Source organism: Hymenobacter sp. APR13 (assembly GCF_000737515.1).
Taxonomy (GTDB): domain Bacteria; phylum Bacteroidota; class Bacteroidia; order Cytophagales; family Hymenobacteraceae; genus Hymenobacter.
The window spans coordinates 3350878-3370349 of the sequence record NZ_CP006587.1; the positions used below are offsets into that span (position 1 = coordinate 3350878).

At 61.5% G+C, this 19472-nt stretch carries 17 protein-coding genes; 8 read left to right on the forward strand and 9 right to left on the reverse strand.

Annotation, left to right across the window (positions count from 1 at the left end):
• Positions 1-103: 103 nt before the first annotated feature.
• The gene (locus N008_RS13985; RefSeq protein ID WP_044016836.1) at positions 104-1228 is read left to right on the forward strand and encodes a glycosyltransferase; all 1125 of its coding nucleotides are present in this window, start codon (positions 104-106) and stop codon (positions 1226-1228) included.
• Positions 1229-1296: 68 nt separating this feature from the next.
• Positions 1297-1716 carry a DUF1801 domain-containing protein gene (locus N008_RS21715; protein WP_156109325.1) on the forward strand — a complete coding sequence of 140 codons (420 nt, stop codon included), beginning with the start codon at positions 1297-1299 and terminating at the stop codon, positions 1714-1716.
• A 42-nt stretch (positions 1717-1758) separates the two neighbouring features.
• On the opposite strand, the gene N008_RS13995 is transcribed toward N008_RS21715, so the two are convergent.
• Positions 1759-2856, reverse strand: a complete 1098-nt coding sequence (locus N008_RS13995; protein ID WP_044016838.1) for a glycosyltransferase family 9 protein — start codon at positions 2854-2856, stop codon at positions 1759-1761.
• A gap of 129 nt (positions 2857-2985) precedes the next feature.
• Positions 2986-4350 carry an adenylosuccinate lyase gene (gene purB / locus N008_RS14000; protein WP_052381556.1) on the reverse strand — a complete coding sequence of 455 codons (1365 nt, stop codon included), beginning with the start codon at positions 4348-4350 and terminating at the stop codon, positions 2986-2988.
• Between the two features lie 1449 nt (positions 4351-5799).
• Between purB and N008_RS24280 the strand changes: the two genes are divergently transcribed.
• Complete coding sequence (locus N008_RS24280; RefSeq protein WP_410471203.1) at positions 5800-6663, forward strand: biosynthetic peptidoglycan transglycosylase; 864 nt, start codon at positions 5800-5802, stop codon at positions 6661-6663.
• A 73-nt stretch (positions 6664-6736) separates the two neighbouring features.
• Here the strand turns inward: N008_RS24280 and N008_RS14010 are convergent, their stop codons facing one another.
• The 3 genes from N008_RS14010 to hemG form a co-directional block, all read right to left on the reverse strand.
• Positions 6737-7666, reverse strand: a complete 930-nt coding sequence (locus N008_RS14010) for a TerC family protein (RefSeq protein WP_044016840.1) — start codon at positions 7664-7666, stop codon at positions 6737-6739.
• A gap of 60 nt (positions 7667-7726) precedes the next feature.
• The gene (locus N008_RS14015) at positions 7727-8515 is read right to left on the reverse strand and encodes a polyprenol monophosphomannose synthase (RefSeq protein ID WP_044016841.1); all 789 of its coding nucleotides are present in this window, start codon (positions 8513-8515) and stop codon (positions 7727-7729) included.
• A 130-nt stretch (positions 8516-8645) separates the two neighbouring features.
• Complete coding sequence (gene hemG, locus N008_RS14020; protein WP_044016843.1) at positions 8646-9971, reverse strand: protoporphyrinogen oxidase; 1326 nt, start codon at positions 9969-9971, stop codon at positions 8646-8648.
• A gap of 255 nt (positions 9972-10226) precedes the next feature.
• On the opposite strand from hemG, the gene N008_RS14025 reads away from it, so the two are divergent.
• Positions 10227-10742: a D-glycero-alpha-D-manno-heptose-1,7-bisphosphate 7-phosphatase gene (locus N008_RS14025; protein ID WP_044016845.1), complete on the forward strand. Its 516-nt coding sequence runs from the start codon at positions 10227-10229 to the stop codon at positions 10740-10742.
• Between the two features lie 102 nt (positions 10743-10844).
• Here N008_RS14025 and N008_RS23590 read toward each other — a convergent pair whose 3' ends face one another.
• From N008_RS23590 to N008_RS14030, 3 genes are all read right to left on the reverse strand, one after another.
• The gene (locus N008_RS23590; RefSeq protein WP_197062859.1) at positions 10845-10994 is read right to left on the reverse strand and encodes a hypothetical protein; all 150 of its coding nucleotides are present in this window, start codon (positions 10992-10994) and stop codon (positions 10845-10847) included.
• Between the two features lie 194 nt (positions 10995-11188).
• Positions 11189-11344 carry a hypothetical protein gene (locus N008_RS23215; RefSeq protein WP_156109326.1) on the reverse strand — a complete coding sequence of 52 codons (156 nt, stop codon included), beginning with the start codon at positions 11342-11344 and terminating at the stop codon, positions 11189-11191.
• A 100-nt stretch (positions 11345-11444) separates the two neighbouring features.
• Positions 11445-12845 carry a decarboxylase gene (locus N008_RS14030; protein ID WP_044016847.1) on the reverse strand — a complete coding sequence of 467 codons (1401 nt, stop codon included), beginning with the start codon at positions 12843-12845 and terminating at the stop codon, positions 11445-11447.
• A gap of 777 nt (positions 12846-13622) precedes the next feature.
• Here N008_RS14030 and N008_RS14035 point away from each other — a divergent pair.
• From N008_RS14035 to N008_RS14050, 4 genes are all read left to right on the forward strand, one after another.
• The gene (locus N008_RS14035) at positions 13623-14597 is read left to right on the forward strand and encodes an arginase (RefSeq protein WP_044016849.1); all 975 of its coding nucleotides are present in this window, start codon (positions 13623-13625) and stop codon (positions 14595-14597) included.
• Between the two features lie 78 nt (positions 14598-14675).
• On the forward strand, positions 14676-15128 hold the full coding sequence (locus N008_RS14040; protein WP_081910807.1) for a YbaY family lipoprotein: 453 nt from the start codon (positions 14676-14678) through the stop codon (positions 15126-15128).
• Between the two features lie 281 nt (positions 15129-15409).
• On the forward strand, positions 15410-17413 hold the full coding sequence (locus tag N008_RS14045; protein ID WP_044016851.1) for an arginine--tRNA ligase: 2004 nt from the start codon (positions 15410-15412) through the stop codon (positions 17411-17413).
• A gap of 195 nt (positions 17414-17608) precedes the next feature.
• Positions 17609-18190, forward strand: coding sequence for a TIGR00730 family Rossman fold protein (locus N008_RS14050; protein ID WP_044016853.1), 582 nt, complete (start codon positions 17609-17611; stop codon positions 18188-18190).
• Positions 18191-18287: 97 nt separating this feature from the next.
• On the opposite strand, the gene N008_RS14055 is transcribed toward N008_RS14050, so the two are convergent.
• Entirely contained in the window at positions 18288-19367 is a 1080-nt protein-coding gene (locus N008_RS14055) for a 3-oxoacyl-ACP synthase III family protein (protein WP_044016855.1), read from the reverse strand.
• Between the last annotated feature and the right edge of the window lie 105 nt (positions 19368-19472).

Below are 19472 nucleotides of genomic sequence, written 5' to 3' on the forward strand. Positions count from 1 at the left end.
CCGAAGTATCTCGCGTGCTGACGTTGGACTAGTACTCCTGCATCAGCACGCGAGATGCTTCGGCTGCGCCTCTGCATGACGTGCTTTTTTGCCTAACTATCCTATGAAAGTCGTTATCATTGGGCCGGCGTATCCGCTGCGGGGCGGGCTGGCTACCTACAACGAGCGGCTGGCGCGGGCCTTCCGCGAGGCTGGCGACGAGGTGCGGCTCGTGACGTTTTCGCTGCAGTACCCCGATTTCCTGTTTCCCGGCCAGACCCAGTTCAGCACCGAGCCCGGCCCCGCCGACCTGGACATTGAAGTCAGCCTGAACTCGGTGAACCCGCTTTCGTGGTGGAAAGTGGGGGAGAAGCTGCGCCGCGAACGGCCCGATCTGGTGATTTTCCGGTTCTGGCTGCCCTTTATGGGGCCGGCGCTGGGCACGGTGGCCCGCCTTATTGCCCGCAACCGCCACACCCGCGTGGTGGCCATCACCGACAACGTCATTCCGCACGAGAAGCGCCCCGGCGACCGGCCGCTTACGCGCTACTTCCTCTCAGCCTGCCACGGCTTCGTGACCATGAGCCGCTCGGTACTGGCCGATTTGCGCCGCCTGGGCTTCCGGCAGCCTGCCCTCTACCGCCCGCACCCGCTTTACGACAACTTCGGCCCGCTCAAGGCCAAGCCCGCTGCGCTGGCGGCCCTGGGGCTCGATCCGGCGTTCGGCTACCTGCTGTTCTTTGGCTTCATCCGGGCTTACAAGGGGCTGGATATTCTGCTGGAGGCCTTTGCCGACGCACGGCTGGCAAAGCTGCCCCTCAAGCTCATCGTCGCCGGCGAATACTACGAAGAAGCCGCGCCCTACGAGGCCCTGATCCGGCAGCACAACCTGGAAAGCCGCCTCGTCCGCGCCACCGATTTCATCCCGAACGAAAAGGTGGTGGACTATTTCTGCGCCGCCGACCTTATTGTGCAGCCCTACAAAAACGCCACCCAGAGCGGCGTTTCGCAGATTGCCTACCACTTTGAGCGGCCCATGCTGGTAACCGACGTCGGCGGCCTGGCCGAGCTGATTCCGGACGGTGAAGTGGGCTACGTGGTGCCACCCACGCCCCGCGCCATTGCCGATGCGCTGGTGGATTTCTACGAGCACCAGCGTGAGCAGGAATTCACGGCCGGCGTGTGGGCCAAGAAAAAGGAGTTTTCGTGGAGCGAGATGGTGAAAGCGCTGAAGGAAGTGGCGCAGTAACTCGAAGCCGTTGGCTCCGCGCGCTGCCGAAAATTTGCCGTACATTATTGCGGTAAACCCCTACTGCTATGGCTGCTGCATCTGTTGGTTCACTTACTGACTTTCTGGCCGCCGTTCCTGCTGAGCGGCGCGCAACCGTGGAAACCGTTTGGGAGGCGGTGCGGCAGGCCATGCCCGCGGGCTATGCTGAGCTGACAACCCCCGGGATGCTGCAGTTTGTGGCCGGCAAGGATATGGCCGTGGCGCTGGCCAGCAAGAAAAACTACCTGAGCCTGTACGTGCAGGCCCTCTACTATTTCCCGGAGCTGGGCGCGGCGCTGAAAGCGGCGGCCCCGAAGCTGAAGATGGGCAAGAGCTGCATAAACTTCACGCACGCCACCGAGCTGCCGCTGCCTGCCCTGCACGCCCTGCTGCAGCATGTGCCCGCCGACGAATTCCAAGCCCGCGTGGCGGCTGTGCGGCAAGATCCGTCTGCCACTCACCAGTAGCCCGGCCGTACGGGCGTTTCGGCCGCAAAACGGACTTTCGCGCTACACTGGCACGCTGGCCTGCACCGCGGCCAGCACCTTTTCGGCCGGCAGATCTTCCATGCAGCTGGTGCCGAGCTGGCAGGAGCCGCGGTAGAAGCACACGCACTGCTTGTCGGGCTGCACCAGCTGGCCGCGGCCGTAGAGGTCGAATTCGTAGGGGTTGAAGATGTTGTTCATCAGGATAGTGGGCTTGCGCAGCGCAATGCTGATGTGCATGGCCATGGTCACCTGCGTCACGATGCCGTCCATCTGGTGCAGCAGGTTGATGAACTGCGGCAGCGGGAACGTGCCGAGGTAGGCCGCGCCGGTATCGGCGTGGAGACGGCGGTTGCGGGCGTCTTCGGCCTCGCCGCCCAGCAGCACGGGCACGTAGCCGGCTTGCTGCAGCTGCGTAATCAGGGCCACCCATTTCTCGTCTGACCACAGGCGGGTGGTCCACCGGTCGCCGCAGCCGGTGTTGAGGCCGATGCGGGGGCGGCCGGTGGGCAGCGCGCTCCAGTTGTAGCCTTTGTCGTCGTGGGTGTCGAAGACATACTCTTCACCCCGGAAATCGAAGCCGCACAGCTCGAATATCTCCTGCACGTAGGGCTTCTGGTTCTGCAGGCTGAGCTGGTCGAACACGCCGGTCAGGAACTTGTGGTTGGCCTGCTCGTTGTGGGGCCACGGCACGCCGTCGGTTTCGCGCAGGGTGTAGCCGAACTTGCGGCCAGCCTCCACTTTCAGCAGCAGCGCGCAGGCTTCCTTTTCCTTGTCGAGGTTGATGGCTATGTCGAAGCGCCGCGCCATCAGCTGCAGGGCGCTGGCAAAATCGAACTTCAGAATCTCGTCGACCTCCTGCTGAGGTAGAATGGCGGGCGTGAGCGTCAGCCAGGTGATGTAGCAGCCCGGATACTCCTGCCGCAGCCGCCGCAGCAGCGGCGTCGTGCGGATAACGTCGCCGATGGCACCCAGCTTAATAAGCAGGACGCGCTGCTGCACCGGCGCATACGACGGGCAATCCTGGCACACGTAGCCGTGCGCCTTGTTGGGGCGGCAGGGAATATCACCGCGAAAGTGGCGGCAGTCAGCATGGACGGTGATGCCGTTCAGGTCGGACATGGTAGGGGCGGAGAAACGGGTAAAACTGTTCTCCTGAGTGACGCAAAGGTTCTTATCACGCCTAAATAGTTACCAAACGTGTCGTTTGGGCGTGATAAGGTCCTTCGCTCCGCTCAGGATGACAAAAAGCTAGATGCCGACGTAGTTGTGCGGCGAAATTCCGCGCAGCTCGGCCTTCACTTCTTCGCTCACGTCCAGCGTTTCGATGAACTCGCGGATGGTGGTTTCGGTGATGGGGCCGTGGGTGCGGGTGAGGGCCTTGAGGGCGTTGTAAGGGTCGGGGTATGCTTCGCGACGCAGGATGGTCTGGATGGCCTCGGCCACCACGGGCCAGCTGGCGTCCAGGTCGCGGGCCAGGGCGGCTTCGTCGAGGGCCAGCTTGCCGAGGCCGCGCTGCAGCGCCGTAAGGGCGATGAGCGTGTGGCCCAGCGGCACGCCCAGGTTGCGCAGCACCGTGGAGTCGGTCAGGTCGCGCTGCAGGCGGCTGATGGGCAGCTTGGCCGCCAGGTGCTCCAGCATGGCGTTGGCGAGGCCCAGGTTGCCTTCGGCGTTTTCGAAGTCGATGGGATTCACTTTGTGCGGCATGGCCGACGAGCCCACTTCGCCGGCCTTGATGGTCTGGCGGAAATAGCCCAACGAAATGTACTGCCACACGTCGCGGGCCAGGTCGATGAGGATGGTGTTGAGGCGCTTGAGGGCGTCGCAGAGGGCTGCCAGGTGGTCGTAGTGCTCAATCTGGGTGGTGGGGAAAGAGCGGTGCAGCCCCAGCCGGTTGTTCACGAACACGTCACCGAACTGGTGCCAGTCGACCTGCGGATAAGCCACGTGGTGGGCGTTGAAGTTGCCGGTGGCGCCGCCGAATTTGGCCCCGAACGGCACCTGGCCCAGCAGCGCCACCTGGGCATCCAGCCGGGCCACAAACACCTGCACTTCCTTGCCCAGGCGCGTGGGCGAAGCCGGCTGGCCGTGGGTGCGGGCCAGCATCGGCACGGCGTCCCACTCGGTGGCGCGGGCGGCCAGGGCGTTGCGCACCTGCGCGTAGGCCGGCAGCAGCGTGTTGATGAGGCCGTGCTGCAAGCTCAGCGGAATGGCCGTGTTGTTGATGTCCTGCGAGGTCAGACCGAAGTGAATGAACTCCAGATACGCCTCCAGCCCGAGGGCCGTGAACTTGTCGCGCAGGAAGTATTCTACCGCCTTTACGTCGTGGTTGGTGGTCTGCTCATAGGACTTTACCGCGTCGGCGTCGGCCAGCGAGAAGCTGGTGTAGAGGGCGCGCAGCTCCGGGAACAGGGCGGCATCTATGGGCTGCAGCTGCGGCAGCGGCAGCTCGCACAGGGCAATGAAGTATTCCACCTCCACCAGCACCCGGTAGCGGATTAGGGCCAGCTCGGAGAAATACGGGGCCAAGGGCGCGGTGGTGCGCCGGTAGCGGCCATCCAGGGGCGAAACAGCGGTGAGCGGAGTAAGCGTGGCGTAGTCGGCAGCAGCGTTCATGCGTAGAGAGGGTTGGCCAGAATGGGCCAAAGGTAGCGAAGCCCCCGCGGGCCGGAAACGGGCGCGCCCCTTTTTCCCTACCTTTGTACTATGATCGGTGGCGGGTTCGGCACGAATCTGGCACGCCCCGCCCGCGATTATCCTTCCTCTCGACTCGCTCGCGTGACTCCAGCAACTAAGAAAAAGATTGCCATCGGCCTGGGCATTGTGGTGGCCCTGCTGGCCCTCGGCCTCACCGTATTCCTGCTCAAGCGCCAGCAGCTGCTGGACTATGCCATCCGGCAGGCCACGGCCAAAGTAGAGCGGAAATACCCCGTTACGCTCGCGCTGGGCCCGGCCCGCTTCACCGACCTCAACACGGTGCAGATTGCCGGCATGAGCCTGGTGCCCGAGGCCGCGCCCACCGATACACTGCTGCAGGCGCGCCTGCTCACGGTGTCATTGAGCGTGCGCAGCCTGTTTGCGGGCCGCCCGGTGTTCAGCAACCTCGAAATCAGCGACGCTCGCTTCACGGCCCGCAAAACCCGCTCCGGCCAGGACAACTACTCGTTTCTGTACCGCAAAAAAGGCGCCCAGCCCGAAGTGCCGCGCGATACCACGCAGGGCGTAAACTATGGGTTGCTGGCCAACCAGCTACTGGAAGCCGGCTTCGACAACATGCCCGGCGAAGCTGATTTCCAAAACTTCCTGGTGACCTACGACAGCCCCCGCCACCGCGCCCGCGTGGTGATGCCGCGCCTCTCCATTGAAGATGGCGACATTCAGGGCCAGCTGACGGCCGTCATCGACTCGGTGGAAAACCGGGTGGGCGTGCAGGGCCACATCGAGCCCGGCGACTATGCCCTGCAGGCGGAGGTGTTTGGCCTGGAGCGCCGGCCCGTGACGCTGCCCTACGTGCAGCGCCGCTATGGGGCCCGCGTGCAGTTCGACACGCTACGCTTCAGCCTCACCGAAAAGGAGCTTGACGACGACCAGTTGACCGTCCGTGGCACGGCTTCGGCGGCCAACTTCATCGTGAACCATCCTAAGCTCTCCGACCGCGACGTGCGTTTCCCGCGCGGCGGCATCGACTTTGTGGCCACGCTGGGCCAGGCCTACGCGGCGCTGGAAAAGGGCACCAAGGTTACGCTCAACCGCATGGAGTTCTACCCCACACTGAGCGTGCGCAAGCTGCCGCTCAACCAGCGCGTGGTAGGCAAGATGATCAACGGGGTGCGCAACCGCCGCGAAATGCTGGCGGGTTTGCAGGTGCAGGCCGATATCGAGTCGGCCGAAACGGCGGCCAACACGTTCTTCGCGGCGCTGCCCGAGGGCATGTTCAACACCCTGGAAGGCATGCAAGGCAGCGGCACGCTGCAGTACCGCATGCACCTCGACTTGGACATGAACCAGGTGGACAGCCTGGAGTTCAGCTCCAGCCTCACGCCCAAGGATTTCCGCATCACGCGCATGGGCCGCGAAGACCTCAACCAGCTCAACCAAGCGTTCCGCTACACCGCCTACAACGATAAGGGCGACTCCATCAAGACCTTCAAAGTGGGCCCCGTTAACCCGGACTTCGTGCCCTACGACGCAGTGTCGGACTACCTGAAGGCGGCCATCATGACGGCCGAAGACCCGCGCTTTCTGTCGCACAAGGGCTTCATGGAAAAGGCGTTTGTGAAGTCGGCCATCCAGAACATCAAGGAAAAGCGCTTCGCCCGCGGCGGCAGCACCATTTCCATGCAGCTGGTGAAAAACGTGTTCCTGACCCGGCAGAAGACTGTGACCCGCAAGATTGAGGAAGCTCTGATTGTGTGGCTGATTGAAAACACGCGCCTCGTTTCGAAGGAACGCATGTTTGAAGTCTACCTCAACATCATCGAGTGGGGCCCGAAGATCTACGGCGTGAAGGAGGCCGCGGAGTTCTACTATGCCAAAGAGCCAAGCGAGCTGAACCTGTCGGAGAGCCTGTACATGGCCAGCATCATCCCGCGGCCGCGGCGCTACCAGATGTCGTTCAACCAGTACGGCGAGATGCGCAGCGCGGCACGCTACTTCCACCGCCTCATCGCCGACCTGATGCTACAGAAGGGCCTGATTTCGGACGGCGCCCGCAACACGCTCAGCTACAGCCTGAGCTTCCCCGGCCGGGCCCATGGCTCCATCTTCCGGGCCGTGCGCGACACCGTGCGCGCCACCCAGCCTTCGGATTCCACCCAGTTTGAGCCGCTCAACCTCATCGACCTGCTCGGCGGTAACGCCGCCCCCGATGAAGGCGTGAACACCACCGTGCCCGCACCCGCCGAAGGCACCCCGGTTCCTAAGCCGTAACTACTTTTTCGCAACTTAAAGGCCGCCGTGCACACTGCACGGCGGCCTTTTTGTATGGCGGAAAATGACAGTATCAGACTGGATCTTCCTGTGGCTTGGGCCATAGCACGGAGGCTACCACCGACAGCAGCAGGATGCCGCCCACCACGCCCAGCGAAATGCCCATGGGAATGTGGTAGACTTCGGAGAGCAGCAGCTTGGCGCCGATGAAGACGAGAATCAGGGAGAGGCCGTACTGCAGGTAGTGAAACAGCCGCATGAGGCCTTCCAGGGCGAAGTACAGCGCCCGCAGCCCCAGCAGCGCAAACACGTTGCTGGTGTACACGATGAACGTGTCGCGCGAGACGGCCAGGATGGCGGGGATGGAGTCGGCGGCAAATACTACGTCGGTGGTTTCCACCATCACCAGCACCACGAGCAGCGGCGTGGCATACAGCCGGCCATCCTGCCGGACCAGAAACCGGTCGTCGTGGAGGCGGTGGGTGATGGGCAGGTGGCGGCTCAGGAAGCGTACCACCGGGTTGCTGTCGGGGTCTATTTCGGGCTCGCCGGCGTTGGTGGCCATCTTCACGCCGGTATACACCAGGAAGGCACCCAGCACATAAAGCAGGAAATGGAACTTGGCCAGCAGCGCCGCGCCCACCAGAATGAAGGCCGCCCGCAGCACCAGCGCCCCCAGAATCCCCCAGAACAGAATCTTGTGCTGGTACTGCGGCGGAACCTTGAAGTAGCTGAAGATGAGCAGGAATACGAACAGGTTATCCACGCTCAGCGACTTCTCAATCAGGTAGCCCGTCAGGAACTCCAGGGCGGCCGTGCGCCCCAGGAAGTGGTAGACCAGGTAGTTGAACGTGAGCGACAGCGCAATCCAGAAGGCGCTCCAGCCCAGGGCTTCGCGCATACGCACCACGTGGGCCCGGCGGTTGAACACCAGCAGATCGAGCAGCAGCATGGCCAGCACGAAGGCATTGAAGCCCACCCAGAACCAGGGAGTAATTTCCATTGGTAGCGCCGCTAATGGCCCGGAAAACCAAACGCCGCAGCGGGCCGGCTGCAGCTACGCTTACCGGGTTTCCCGCGCCGGGGTTGCGCTGCCCGTCGAAACGGCGGCGCGCGGCTGCGCCGGGACAAAGCGCCGGAACCAGCTGTCTACCTTCATCTTGATGACGCCCAGGAAAGCTTCCTGCACAATGCCCTTGCTCATCTTGGACGAGCCCCGGGTGCGGTCGGTGAAGATAATCGGCACCTCCTTGATGCGGAAGCCATATTTGTAGGCCAGCCACTTCATCTCAATCTGGAAGGCGTAGCCCACAAACCGGATCCGGTCCAGCTCGATGGTGCGCAGCACGCGGGCTGTGTAGCACTTGAAGCCCGCCGTGGCGTCGCGGATGGGCATGCCCGTGATGAAGCGCACGTAGGCCGAGGCGAAGTACGACATCAGCACCCGGTCCATGGGCCAGTTGACCACGTTCACGCCCTGGATGTAGCGCGAGCCGATGGCCAGGTCGTAGCCGTCGTGGGCGCAGGCGTCGTAGAGGCGCACCAGGTCGTCGGGGTTGTGGGAGAAGTCGGCATCCATCTCAAACACGTACTGATAGCCGCGCGCCAGGGCCCACCGGAAGCCGTGGATGTAGGCCGTACCCAGCCCCAGCTTGCCACTGCGCTCTTCCAGAAACAACCGGTTCGGAAACTCCGCCATCAGGCCCCGCACAATGGCCGCGGTGCCGTCCGGCGAGCCATCGTCGATAATGAGCACGTCGAACTCTTTGGGCAGCGAAAAGACCTTGCGAAGAATCAGCTCCGCATTTTCCCGCTCATTGTAGGTTGGTATCAGGACGAGCCCGTCATTCATCGGACAAAGATAGAGGGGTTTTTGGTGCGCCCGCCCGGCAATATGCAGAAACTGGCGAACAGGAAAAAGCCGGCTGGCAGTCTGCCAAGGGCTTCTTCCCGGCCACGCCGCCCGTGGTTACCGGCCCAGCTTACGCAACAAGTTGAGCAGCAATTTGTCGGGCGTGCCGGATGCAGTCTGGTACGCCCACGCCGCCGCGCCAGTTGGCCGCGCTCCAGATATTCTGGGTTTGCAGCGTATCGGCGGCGGTGTGCGCGGCCACAATGCGGTGGTCGAACTGCGGAATAGCCCGCTCCCAATAGTACCGGAACTGCCACGCGGGTTGCGCGCCCTCCCGGATTCCGTAGAGTTTGCTTAGCTCGGCGTGCACGGCGGCTTTCTGGGTGGCCTCGGGCTGGCGGGCGTGCTCCTCGTACTGAGTGCCGCCCACGAAGGTGGTAAACAGCATCTGGCCGGCCGGGGCGCGGTCGGGGAAGATGGCGCTGGTCCAGATGGTGCCGGCCGCGTAGGGCTGCTCGATTTTGGGACTGAGCGCCCCGAAGCCGTTGAGCGGATGGCTCACGTCGGCGCGCTGGTAAGCGGTGTAGATGGCGGCCATCGGCGGGTAGTGCACGGCCGCCAGCGCCGCCGCGGCTTCCGGAAACAGCGGCTGCAGCAGGGGCGCGGCAGCATAGGTGGGCAGCGCCAGCACCAGAGCCGGGTGCTGACTTTCGCGGCCGGCGGCGGTGCGCAACTGGTAGTGGCCGTTGGGGAGGCGGTGCAGGGCCTGCACGGGCTGGCCCACGTGGCGGTGGGTGAGGCGGGCGGCCAGCGCGTCGGTGAGGGTCTGGATGCCGCCCTGCAGCGTGATGATGCGCTTGCGGCCCGCGCCGCCGCCGGCCTTGGCCAGCCCCCGCAGCACCGAGCCGTGCTGCTGCTCCAGCGCCGCCACTTTCCCGAAGGTCTTATGAATCAGCAGCTGCTCCGGGTCGCCGGCGTAGATGCCGGAAATGAACGGATTCACGGCGTAATCGACCAGCTCGGGGCCGAAGCGGCGACGGAAAAAGCCCGCCACCGTTTCCTGCGGATTGGGCGCGGCGGCCGGCCGCAGCAGCTCACGTACCAGGCTGAACCGGGCTTTCAAACTGAAAAAGCTACTGGTGAGCAAGGCCGGCGGCGAGCCGGGCAGCTCCTGAATGCGGCCGTTGCGCAGCACGTAGCGGTGCTTGCTGACATCGGCGGCGTCCTGGATTTTGTCGGTGAGGTCGAGCTCGGTGAGCAACTCCTGCAGCTCGTCGCTGAGCTGTAGAGAGTTGGGGCCGGTTTCGAGGAGGTAGCCGGCCGGATGGGCCAGGCTGCGCAAGCAGCCGCCGGGCGTGGCCTCGGCCTCAAACAGGTCGTAGGCGACACCCGCTTTCTGCAGCTGCCAGGCCAGCGTAAGCCCTGAAATACCGCCTCCGAGTATGGCTATGGACATGTTGTTGACTTTGGGTGATGAAGTGATGGGGTAATGAAGTGATGAGGTGACAGGTGATAAGTAATAGATGATGGGTGAGAGAGGATAGGCAATACTATAACACGCAGCAAAGGTAGTAGTCACAAACAAGGTGCTTCAGGCCGTTGCCCCGCTACCTTTGTCACCTGTCACCTGTCACCTGTCACCTGTCACCTGTCACCTGTCACCTGTCACCTGTCACCCAAAAACACCTTATCACCTCATCACCCCATCACTATGCCTAACAAAGCTGTATTTCTGGACCGCGACGGAGTGCTGAACCGGGAAATGGGCGACTACGTGTGGCAGCCCGGGCAGTTTGAGGTGCTGCCGGACGTGCCCGAGAGCCTGGCGCGCCTCAAAGCCGCCGGCTACTACCTCATCGTCGTGACCAACCAGGCCGGCATCGCCAAGGGGCTTTATACGGCCGCCGATGTGCAGGCCTGCCACCAGAAACTGCAGCAGGCCTGCCACGACGCCCTCGATGCGCTGTACTTCGCGCCGGGCCATCCCAGCGTGTCGGAGTCGCTGCGGCGCAAGCCCGACTCGCTGATGCTGGAGCAGGCCATGGCGCGCTTCCAACTGGAGGCGGCGCAGTGCTGGCTGGTCGGCGACCGGCTGCGCGACATGCAGGCGGGTGCTAAAGTGGGGGTGCGCGGGATTCTGGTAGGCGAGGAGGAAGCCGCCGCGTTCCAGCCCCGCGTGCCCAACCTGGCCGCCGCCACCGACCTGATACTGGCTGGCGCGTCGTAAGGCCCGAAACGGGTGGCTGCGGCCCATAGAGCTACACGCAAAAACGCCTCCTGCTCAGGTAAATAAGAGCGGGAGGCGTTTTCAATTCAGAGAGGCTACCTCTTACTGCCGGGGCGTTGCGGCGGCGTTGCTGGCCATGATGGGGGCCGCGGTGTGGGTAGCCGGCTTGGTGGTGGAGTAAGCAGGGCATTTGGTGCGGCATGAATTGAGAGAGAGAACCCCCAGAACCGCAAAAAGCAATACTTTTTTCATGTTTTTGTGCAATGAAAGACAGGTGCACTATTTGCAACCTGCTAAATATGAAAACTTTCTAACGCATAACGAAGGGTTCTTCTTTAAATTATGCAGAATACAGAATTTGTAAAATTCAGCCTGCAAGGCAGCAAAAAGCCCGCCGCTGCCTGAGGCAGGGCGGGCTTTTCAGGGCGGTTGAGGCTACCAGAAAACTACTGGCGGGCAGCCGGAGCCGAAACCGACGAAGCCATAATCGGCGACGACACACGGTTGGCGGCTTTGGTGCTGGTATAAGCCGGGCACTTCTGCTTGTTGCATGCACTCAGACCCAAAACAGCCACAGAGGCCAGCAGGAGTAGCTTTTTCATCGAAAGAAGAGGAGAACTGGTTAATAAAGAGGAGTTACAGCCCAAAAATAGCAGTTCCGGGCGGGCCTTCCAACCGGCCCGCCCGAAACTTGCCGAAACCCTACGCCTGGTAGCCCAGAATGCGCATCATCGAGTCGGCAGTCTGCTCTTCGGCAAACACCAGGTCGGTGAGGGTACCGTCCTCGGCGCGGTCCAGAATCACCATTTTGGGGGCCGGAATCAGGCAGTGCTTCACGCCGCCGTAGCCGCTCAGGCTCTCCTGGTAGGCGCCGGTGTGGAAGAAGCCCACGTACAGCGGCTCGGCATCAGCGGGCTTGCGCTCGGGCAGGAACACCTGATAGATGTGCTTCTCGGCGTTGTAGTAGTCCTGCGAGTCGCAGGTGAGGCCGCCGAGCTGAATCTTCTTGTACTGCTTGTTCCAGCCGTTGAGGGCCAGCATGATGAAGCGCTGGTTCAGGGCCCAGGTGTCGGGCAGGTTGGTGATGAACGAGCCGTCGATCATGTACCACAACTCCTTGTCGTTCTGCAGCTTTTCGTCCAGAATGCTGTAGATGGTGGCCCCGGATTCGCCCACCGTGAAGATGCCGAACTCGGTGAAGATGTCAGGCTCGGGCACGCCTTCTTCCTGGCAGATGCGCTTGATGGTGCGCAGCACCTCCGCAATCATGTACGGGTAGTCGTACTCCTTCTGAATGCTGGTCTGGATGGGCAGGCCGCCCCCGATGTCGATGGTGGTGAGGGTGGGGCACACCTTGCGCAGCTCGCAGTACTTGTGCACAAACCGGCTCAGCTCCGACCAGTAGTAGCTGGTATCCTTGATGCCGGTGTTGATGAAGTAGTGCAGCATCGTGAGCTCGAAGCGCGGGTCGTCCTTGATTTTCTGCTCGTAGAGCGGAATGGCATCGGTGTAGCGGATGCCCAGGCGGGAGGTGTAAAACTGGAAGCGCGGCTCCTCATCGGAAGCCAGGCGCATGCCCACGTTGCACTTTTCGCGCACGTTGTCGTGGTAGTAATCCACCTCGTTGGGCGAGTCCAGGATGGGCATGCAGTTCACGAAGCCGTCGTTGATGAGGCGGGTGATTTCGTGCTTGTACTCCTGGGTTTTGAAGCCGTTGCAGATGATGAACGTATCCTTCTGCACCTTGCCCTTGGCGTGCATGGCCCGGATGATGTTGGTATCAAACCAGGAAGACGTTTCGATGTGCACGCCGTTTTTGAGGGCTTCCTCCACCACAAAGCTAAAGTGCGAGGCCTTGGTGCAGTAGGCGTAGGAGTACTTGCCCTGGTAGCCGGTCTGCTCGATGCCGAGGCGGAACCACTCCTTGGCCCGCTGAATCTGGGACGAGATTTTGGGCAGATAGGCCAAGCGCAGCGGGGTGCCGTGCTTTTCCACGAGGGCCATCAAATCAATGTCGTGGAAGCGTAACTCGTTATCCTGTACCTGAAACTCATCGGTAGGGAAGTCGAACGTCTGCGAAATCAGGTCGTGGTAGGTATCCATTGAAGGAAAATGGGTTTTCGTGGTTTGTAAAGAACGGTTGTGCGTTATCGAAGTGCAGCCAGGGTGGAATCGGCAATGACCAACGATTGTTTCCGGATATACCCTGTGCCCTTACGTCCATCCGGCATCCGGGGAAGCGTAACGTAGCACCAGTCGTCAGCCGATAGCGAAAGAACGTCTACCGTATCGCCCAGGGCTAGTACTTCCACCGTGGAAGAATTCATTTCATCTGCCGGGACAGAGCGCAACGTAGATTCAGCAGCCAGCACGGCCGCCGGGTGCCGTAGTTGTGCGCTTGGAGTAGGGCGCGAGAAGCTATACACTGCCAGCGTCATGATGACATTAACGAGCAGCGTCCAGCCGATTAGTGGTAGCCAGTTTATTTGCCATTGGCCGTTTTGCCGGCGTAAGGGAGCAATCGTAAATCCCATGGATTGTGTTAGGTGGCTTACCTCAGGTATGAAATGGTTAATGGCTGGGCGGGAGAGAGAACCTGTCATCCTGAGCGGAGCGAAGGACCTTCTTACGTTGGATAGGCATTGAGCAACTTGTTCTGACGTGAGAAGGTCCTTCGCTCCGCTCAGGATGACAGACGGTTTTTATCTGGTCGAGCTTTTGCCGAACTTGCGTGGGCAAAGATACCCCCTCGCGGGGGTTTTGGTTGTGCTCTGTTCGTTGGTTGCGCCGGAAGGCCCGTGCGCGTCAAGCCTGAGCGGGATTTTGCCCGCTCAATCGGCAAGCATCTAAACCACTTAACCCTTTTTCTGCCAATGTAATATGCGACGCATTAAGCTTCTGGAAGTCCGCTCCGAGCTTGGAGCCGGAACCCGTGGTGCCAGCCTGGGCGTAGACGCCCTCAAGGTGGCTTGCCTCAACAAAGGGTCCGACTACTTCCGCCGGTTCAACTCGGTCCACATTCCGGACCTGAACCACGTGCTCTTCGAGAAAAATCATTTCCCGAAGGCCAAGCACATCGATTCTATTTACACGGTGCAGAAAGGCATTGCCAGCACCGTAGAGCAAACGCTGCGCTTCGGCGAGTTTCCGCTGGTGCTGGCCGGCGACCACAGCAGCGCCGCCGCTACCATTGCGGGCATCAAGGCGGCCTACCCGCACAAAACGCTGGGCGTGGTGTGGGTAGATGCCCACGCCGACATTCACTCGCCCTACACCACGCCCTCGGGCAACATGCACGGCATGCCGCTGTCCATCAGCCTCGGCGACGACAACCGCGAGTGCCAGCGCAACCAGCCCGAGCCCGAAACCGAGTTTTTCTGGCAGAAGCTGAAAAACCTGGGCGAGCCCGGCCCCAAAATCACCGGCGAGCATCTGGTGTACGTGGTGGTGCGCGACACCGAGCCCGAGGAAGACGCCATCATCGAGCGCCTGGGCATCAAAAACTACAAGCTCGACGAGGTCAAAGAGAAAGGCACCCGCCAGATAGCCCGCGAGGTGTATGAGCGCCTGCGCTTCTGCGACATGGTGTACATCAGCTTCGACGTGGACTCGCTGGATTCGCGTTTCAGCAAAGGCACCGGCACGCCCGTGGTGGATGGCCTGAACGTGGAAGAAGCCATCAGCCTGTGCCGCGCCCTGCTCGACAACGACCGGGTGGTGTGCTTCGAGATGGTGGAAATCAACCCCACGCTGGACTCGGAAAACACCATGGCCCAGAACGCCTTCGACATTCTGGAAGCGGCCACCGACGCCATTCAGCGGCGCCTGCGGCTGGAAGAAGTGGTGAGCCGGTAGCGGCCGGCTTGCGCGGCGGCAAAAAGCGGATATATTCGTGACCAGCCATAACGAAATCCTGCTTTTTGCCGCCGCCCTATGCTGTTCCGTCTGTTGCCTGCCCTTTGCGTGCCCCTGTTGCTGGCGGCCTGCTCCGCCTCGCCCTCTGCCTCTGGTGGCGGCCCCGGCGCCGAAGCTAGTCAGCCCATGAAGCTGCCCCGCGACACCGTGACGGGCACGCTCACGTACCGCGAGCGGATGGCGCTGCCGGCCGCCGCCGTGGTGCAGGTGCAGCTGTTGGACGTGTCGTTGCAGGACGTGGCGGCTACCGTCATTGATTCCGTCACGATCCGGCCCAACGGCGAGCAGGTGCCGCTGCCCTTCACGCTCACCTACGACCCCGGCCGCATCCAGGAAAGCAACACTTACAGCCTGCAGGCGCGCATCCGGCTGAACGGGCAGCTGCTGTTTATCAGCGACGTGGCCTACCCGGTTATCACGCGCGGCAACCCCCGGCAGGTGCCCATGGTGCTGCGCCGGGCAGGAAAGTAGGCGCGGGCGCGGGCTCTTCCGGCCCAGGTTTCTACCTTTGTGTTTGCCGCAGCCCAGGGTGGCCGCGGCGGTAAGTGCTTATGAACCCGGTTTTTTGGCGGCTTTCTTCCCGACGAATGTAGCGTAGGCCACGGCCGACGCGGATGGCTGGCGCCCGCCCTTCGGGCCGGAGATGCCCTTGCCCCGCCCAGGCCGGTAGCTTACGCCGCCTCCCGGATTTCGCCTCAAAATATATCCGAAGCCTACGATAAGGCTTCTTTTTCAGCGTTTCGCTTCTTCTAGTGCAGCAACTCGAACAAACCCTCAAAGCCGCCCTCGGCGCGGCCATTCAAACTGTATTCGGCACCGAGGTGCCCGCCGCCCAGCTTACGTTGCAGCCCACGCGCAAGGAGTTTGCCGGCCAGCTTACGCTCGTCACGTTCCCGTTCACCAAAACCCTGGGCAAGGGCCCCGAGCAGATCGGGCAGGCCGTGGGGGAGTGGCTGGTGGCCAACTCGCCGCTGGTGAGCGGCTACAACGTGGTGAAAGGCTTCCTGAACCTGGAAATTGCCGACGCCGAGTGGGTGAAGCTCTTTACCAGCCTGTACCAGCAGCCGGCCGGCGCGCCCGTCACTACCGAGGGCCCGCGCAACGTGGTGGTGGAGTACTCCTCGCCCAACACCAACAAGCCCCTGCACCTGGGCCATTTGCGCAACAACTTCCTCGGCTACTCGGTGGCCGAGATTCTGAAGGCCACCGGCGCCACCGTCACGAAGGCCAACCTGGTCAACGACCGGGGCATCCACATCTGCAAGTCGATGCTGGCCTACCAAGAAATTGGAAAAAAAGAACGTCCAAGTTCTGAAGTGAAAGGCGACCATCTAGTTGGTCAATATTATGTATTATTTGAAAGCGTGAACAAATACCAAATTCTTCATGCCAGGGAATTGGTTGCTAGTATTTTACAGTTTTTCGTAGAGTATAAAAGCTTGAAGTATGATATAATAGCCAAAGAGTTTATTAAACAATTAGTTAAAGACACATTGGATAATGTCGATAAAGAAGAAAAGAAAGATGTTGCATTCGCGAAATTTTTGCCTAGACTTATTAGAGAACTAAGGCGTCTGAGTAAAGTTAAAAATGAGACTCCTTTAATTCGATATTTCTACAAGGAACTTGATAGAACTTATAGAAACTTATGGATAGTAAAGGCTCAATGGATGCTCCGTAGATGGGAAAAAGGCGATAAACTGACTTGGAATCTATGGGAGCAAATGAACGGATGGGTATACGAAGGGTTTGATGTGACTTATCGCACAATCGGCGTCGATTTCGACAAGTATTACTACGAGTCGGGTACCTACCTGCTGGGTAAGGAGCGGGTGGAGGAAGGCCTGCAGAAAGGCGTGTTCTTCAAGAAAGAAGACGGCTCGGTGTGGGTGGACCTCAAGGAGGAAGGCCTCGACGAGAAGCTACTGCTCCGCGCCGACGGCACCTCGGTGTACATCACCCAGGATCTGGGCACGGCCGAACTGAAGTACCAGGATTTCGGCTACGATTTGAGCGTGTACGTCATTGCCGACGAGCAGAACTACCACATGCAGGTGCTGCGGGCGGTGCTCCAGAAGCTGGGCAAGCCCTACGCCGACGCCATCTACCACCTCAGCTACGGCATGGTGGACCTGCCCTCGGGCAAGATGAAAAGCCGCGAAGGCACCGTAGTAGACGCCGACGAGCTGGTGCGCGAAGTGGTGGAAGCCGCCAAGGCTGCTACCCTCGAAAAAGGCAAAACCGAGGGCCTCTCCGACGACGAGCTGGCCCAGCTCTACCACATGCTGGGGTTGGGCGCGCTCAAGTACTACCTGCTGAAGGTGGACCCCAAGAAGCGCATGCTCTTCAACCCCGAGGAATCAGTGAAGCTGGAAGGCGACACGGGCCCGTTCGTGCAGTACTCGCACGCCCGCATTGCTGCCATTCTGCGCAAAGCCGCCGAAATGGGCATCAACCCCGCCACCGATCTGAGCATCCTGCCCGAGCTGCCCGCCGCCGCCCGCGAGCTGGTGCAGGAGCTGGGCCGCTACGCCGGCGTGGTGCAGGAAGCCGCCCGTACGTTCTCGCCCGCCGTGGTGGCCCAGTACGCCTACGAGGTGGCCCGCGCCTACAACCGCTTCTACACCGACATCAAAATCTTCACCGAGCCCAACGAAACCAGCCGCTCATTCTACGTGGCCCTCTCGGCCCTCACCGGCCGCACCATCAAAGCCAGCCTGGGCCTGCTGGGCATCCAGGTGCCCGAGCGGATGTAGCCATCCGGCTGTCATTGCGAGCAGAGCGAAGCAATCCTTCCTCTTCGCAGTACAGCGCCCTCAAAAATCCGATAAGCCCTTGATGTGGTTGCCACGTCAGGGGCTTATCACTTAGGTATCATCCCAGAGCCGGAGAAGGAAGAATTGCTTCGACACTGGCTTGATGCGCCACATGCTCACAATGACAGTACTATTATGAAAAGCGTAGCCGTGTATTGCGGTGCCAGCAGCGGCACCAACGAATTGTTCACCCGGCAGGCCCAGGCCATGGGCCAGGCCCTGGCCGAGCGGGGCTTCACGCTGGTGTACGGCGGCGGCCGGGTGGGCCTGATGGGCGCCGTGGCCGACGCCGTGATGCAGCACGGCGGCAAAGTCATCGGGGTGATTCCCGACTTCCTGGCCGACAAGGAGCTGGCCCACACCGGCCTCACCGAGCTGCACCTGGTGAAAACCATGCACGAGCGCAAGCTGATGATGGCCGACCTGGCCGAGGGCTTCGTGGCCATGCCCGGCGGCTACGGCACGCTGGAAGAGCTGTTTGAAGTGCTCACCTGGGGCCAGCTGGGCCTGCACCGCAAGCCCATCGGGGTGCTCAACGTGGCTGGCTACTACGACCACCTGCTCCGCGCCCTCGACCACATGGCCGACGAAGGCCTGCTGCGCCGCGAAAACCGCAACCAGCTCCTGAGCCACCCCGAGCCCCACGGCGTCCTCGACGCCATGCTGGCCTACGAGCCCGTCAGCCTCGAAAAATGGCTCACCCCAAAGACGACATAAGCGGTGATTTAGTGATTGAGTGAAGTGGTGAAGGGCCGTTCTACTTGCACATACGGTGCAGTAGAACGGCCCTTCACCACTTTACTCAATCACTAAATCACCACTGGTACACCACGGCGTTGCAGTTCATGCCGGCACCTACGGAGGCGAAGACGATGATTTCGCCGGGGGTGATGGTGGTTTCGGGCAGCTGGTGCTGCAGGATCAGGTCGAGCAGGGTGGGCAGGGTGGCGACGGAAGAGTTGCCGAGCCAGGAAATGGTCATCGGCATAACGCCGGCCGGCACCGTGGCCTGGTTGTAGAGGCCGTAGAGGCGCTTGAGGATGGCTTCGTCCATCTTGCCGTTGGCCTGGTGGATGAGCAGCTTGCTCATGGCTTCGATGGGCAGCCCGGCCTTGTCGAGCGTGTCCTTGATGGCCTGGGGCACGGTTTTGAGGGCGTATTCGTAGAGCTTGCGGCCTTCCATCTTCAGAAACAGCTCCTCGCCCTCGTAGGCCGGGTTGTACGACTTGGCCATGCGCAGCAGGTGGGCCGCCTGCACGGTATCGGAGCGGGAGCCGTGGGCCAGAATGCCGAGGGGCGCGTCGCTTTCCTGGGCTTCCAGAATGATGGCCCCGGCCCCGTCGGCGTAAATCATGCTGTCCCGGTCGTGGGGGTCGCACACGCGCGAGAGGGTTTCGGCCCCAATCACCAGCACCCGCCGGGCGTCGCCGGAGCGCAGGTAGTAATCGGCCTGGATGACGCCCTGCAGCCAGCCGGGGCAGCCGAAAGGCAGGTCGTAGGCTACGCAGTTGGGGTTTTCGATGCCCAGCTTGTGCTTTACGCGGGCGGCCAGCGTGGGCACAAAATCGGAGCGGCGGTTGTCCAGGGCCACATCGCCGAAGTTGTGGGCCACCAGAATGTAGTCCAGGGTTTCGGGGTCGGTGCTGCTGGATTGCAGCGCGTTTTGGGCGGCCAGAAAAGCCAGGTCGGAGGCTACCTGGTCGTCGGCGGCGTAGCGCCGCTCCTCAATATCCGTGATTTGGGCAAAGCGCGCCACAATCTCCTCGCCGGGCTTGGTCAGGGGCTGGCCGGTGGCCTCGAAGAAGGAGGAAGAAACGAAGTCGGCGTTGCGAACAACGCGGGAAGGAAGATAACTGCCTGTTCCGGTAATGACCGAATAGAGAGTCCTACGCATGAGCAGGCGGATAAGAAGTGAAGAGCGTCGAGAGGCGAAAGTAGGGCCTTTTTCGGTAGCGGCGCCTTCCAATGTACAAAATTCCGGCCTGGCTGGGCCGTCGCC

Excerpts from the sequence above, each read along its gene's own strand:
- N008_RS14040 (WP_081910807.1), top strand. The coding sequence starts at position 14,676 with ATGCTGTTCCGTCTGTTGCCTGCCCTTTGCGTGCCCCTGTTGCTGGCG.
- N008_RS14035 (WP_044016849.1), top strand. The coding sequence starts at position 13,623 with ATGCGACGCATTAAGCTTCTGGAAGTCCGCTCCGAGCTTGGAGCCGGA.
- N008_RS13985 (WP_044016836.1), top strand. The coding sequence starts at position 104 with ATGAAAGTCGTTATCATTGGGCCGGCGTATCCGCTGCGGGGCGGGCTG.
- N008_RS14010 (WP_044016840.1), bottom strand. The coding sequence starts at position 7,666 with ATGGAAATTACTCCCTGGTTCTGGGTGGGCTTCAATGCCTTCGTGCTG.
- N008_RS14015 (WP_044016841.1), bottom strand. The coding sequence starts at position 8,515 with ATGAATGACGGGCTCGTCCTGATACCAACCTACAATGAGCGGGAAAAT.
- N008_RS14055 (WP_044016855.1), bottom strand. The coding sequence starts at position 19,367 with ATGCGTAGGACTCTCTATTCGGTCATTACCGGAACAGGCAGTTATCTT.
- N008_RS23590 (WP_197062859.1), bottom strand. The coding sequence starts at position 10,994 with ATGAAAAAAGTATTGCTTTTTGCGGTTCTGGGGGTTCTCTCTCTCAAT.
- N008_RS24280 (WP_410471203.1), top strand. The coding sequence starts at position 5,800 with ATGGGCCGCGAAGACCTCAACCAGCTCAACCAAGCGTTCCGCTACACC.
- N008_RS14050 (WP_044016853.1), top strand. The coding sequence starts at position 17,609 with ATGAAAAGCGTAGCCGTGTATTGCGGTGCCAGCAGCGGCACCAACGAA.
- purB (WP_052381556.1), bottom strand. The coding sequence starts at position 4,350 with ATGAACGCTGCTGCCGACTACGCCACGCTTACTCCGCTCACCGCTGTT.
- N008_RS23215 (WP_156109326.1), bottom strand. The coding sequence starts at position 11,344 with ATGAAAAAGCTACTCCTGCTGGCCTCTGTGGCTGTTTTGGGTCTGAGT.
- N008_RS21715 (WP_156109325.1), top strand. The coding sequence starts at position 1,297 with ATGGCTGCTGCATCTGTTGGTTCACTTACTGACTTTCTGGCCGCCGTT.
- N008_RS14025 (WP_044016845.1), top strand. The coding sequence starts at position 10,227 with ATGCCTAACAAAGCTGTATTTCTGGACCGCGACGGAGTGCTGAACCGG.
- N008_RS13995 (WP_044016838.1), bottom strand. The coding sequence starts at position 2,856 with ATGTCCGACCTGAACGGCATCACCGTCCATGCTGACTGCCGCCACTTT.
- N008_RS14030 (WP_044016847.1), bottom strand. The coding sequence starts at position 12,845 with ATGGATACCTACCACGACCTGATTTCGCAGACGTTCGACTTCCCTACC.
- hemG (WP_044016843.1), bottom strand. The coding sequence starts at position 9,971 with ATGTCCATAGCCATACTCGGAGGCGGTATTTCAGGGCTTACGCTGGCC.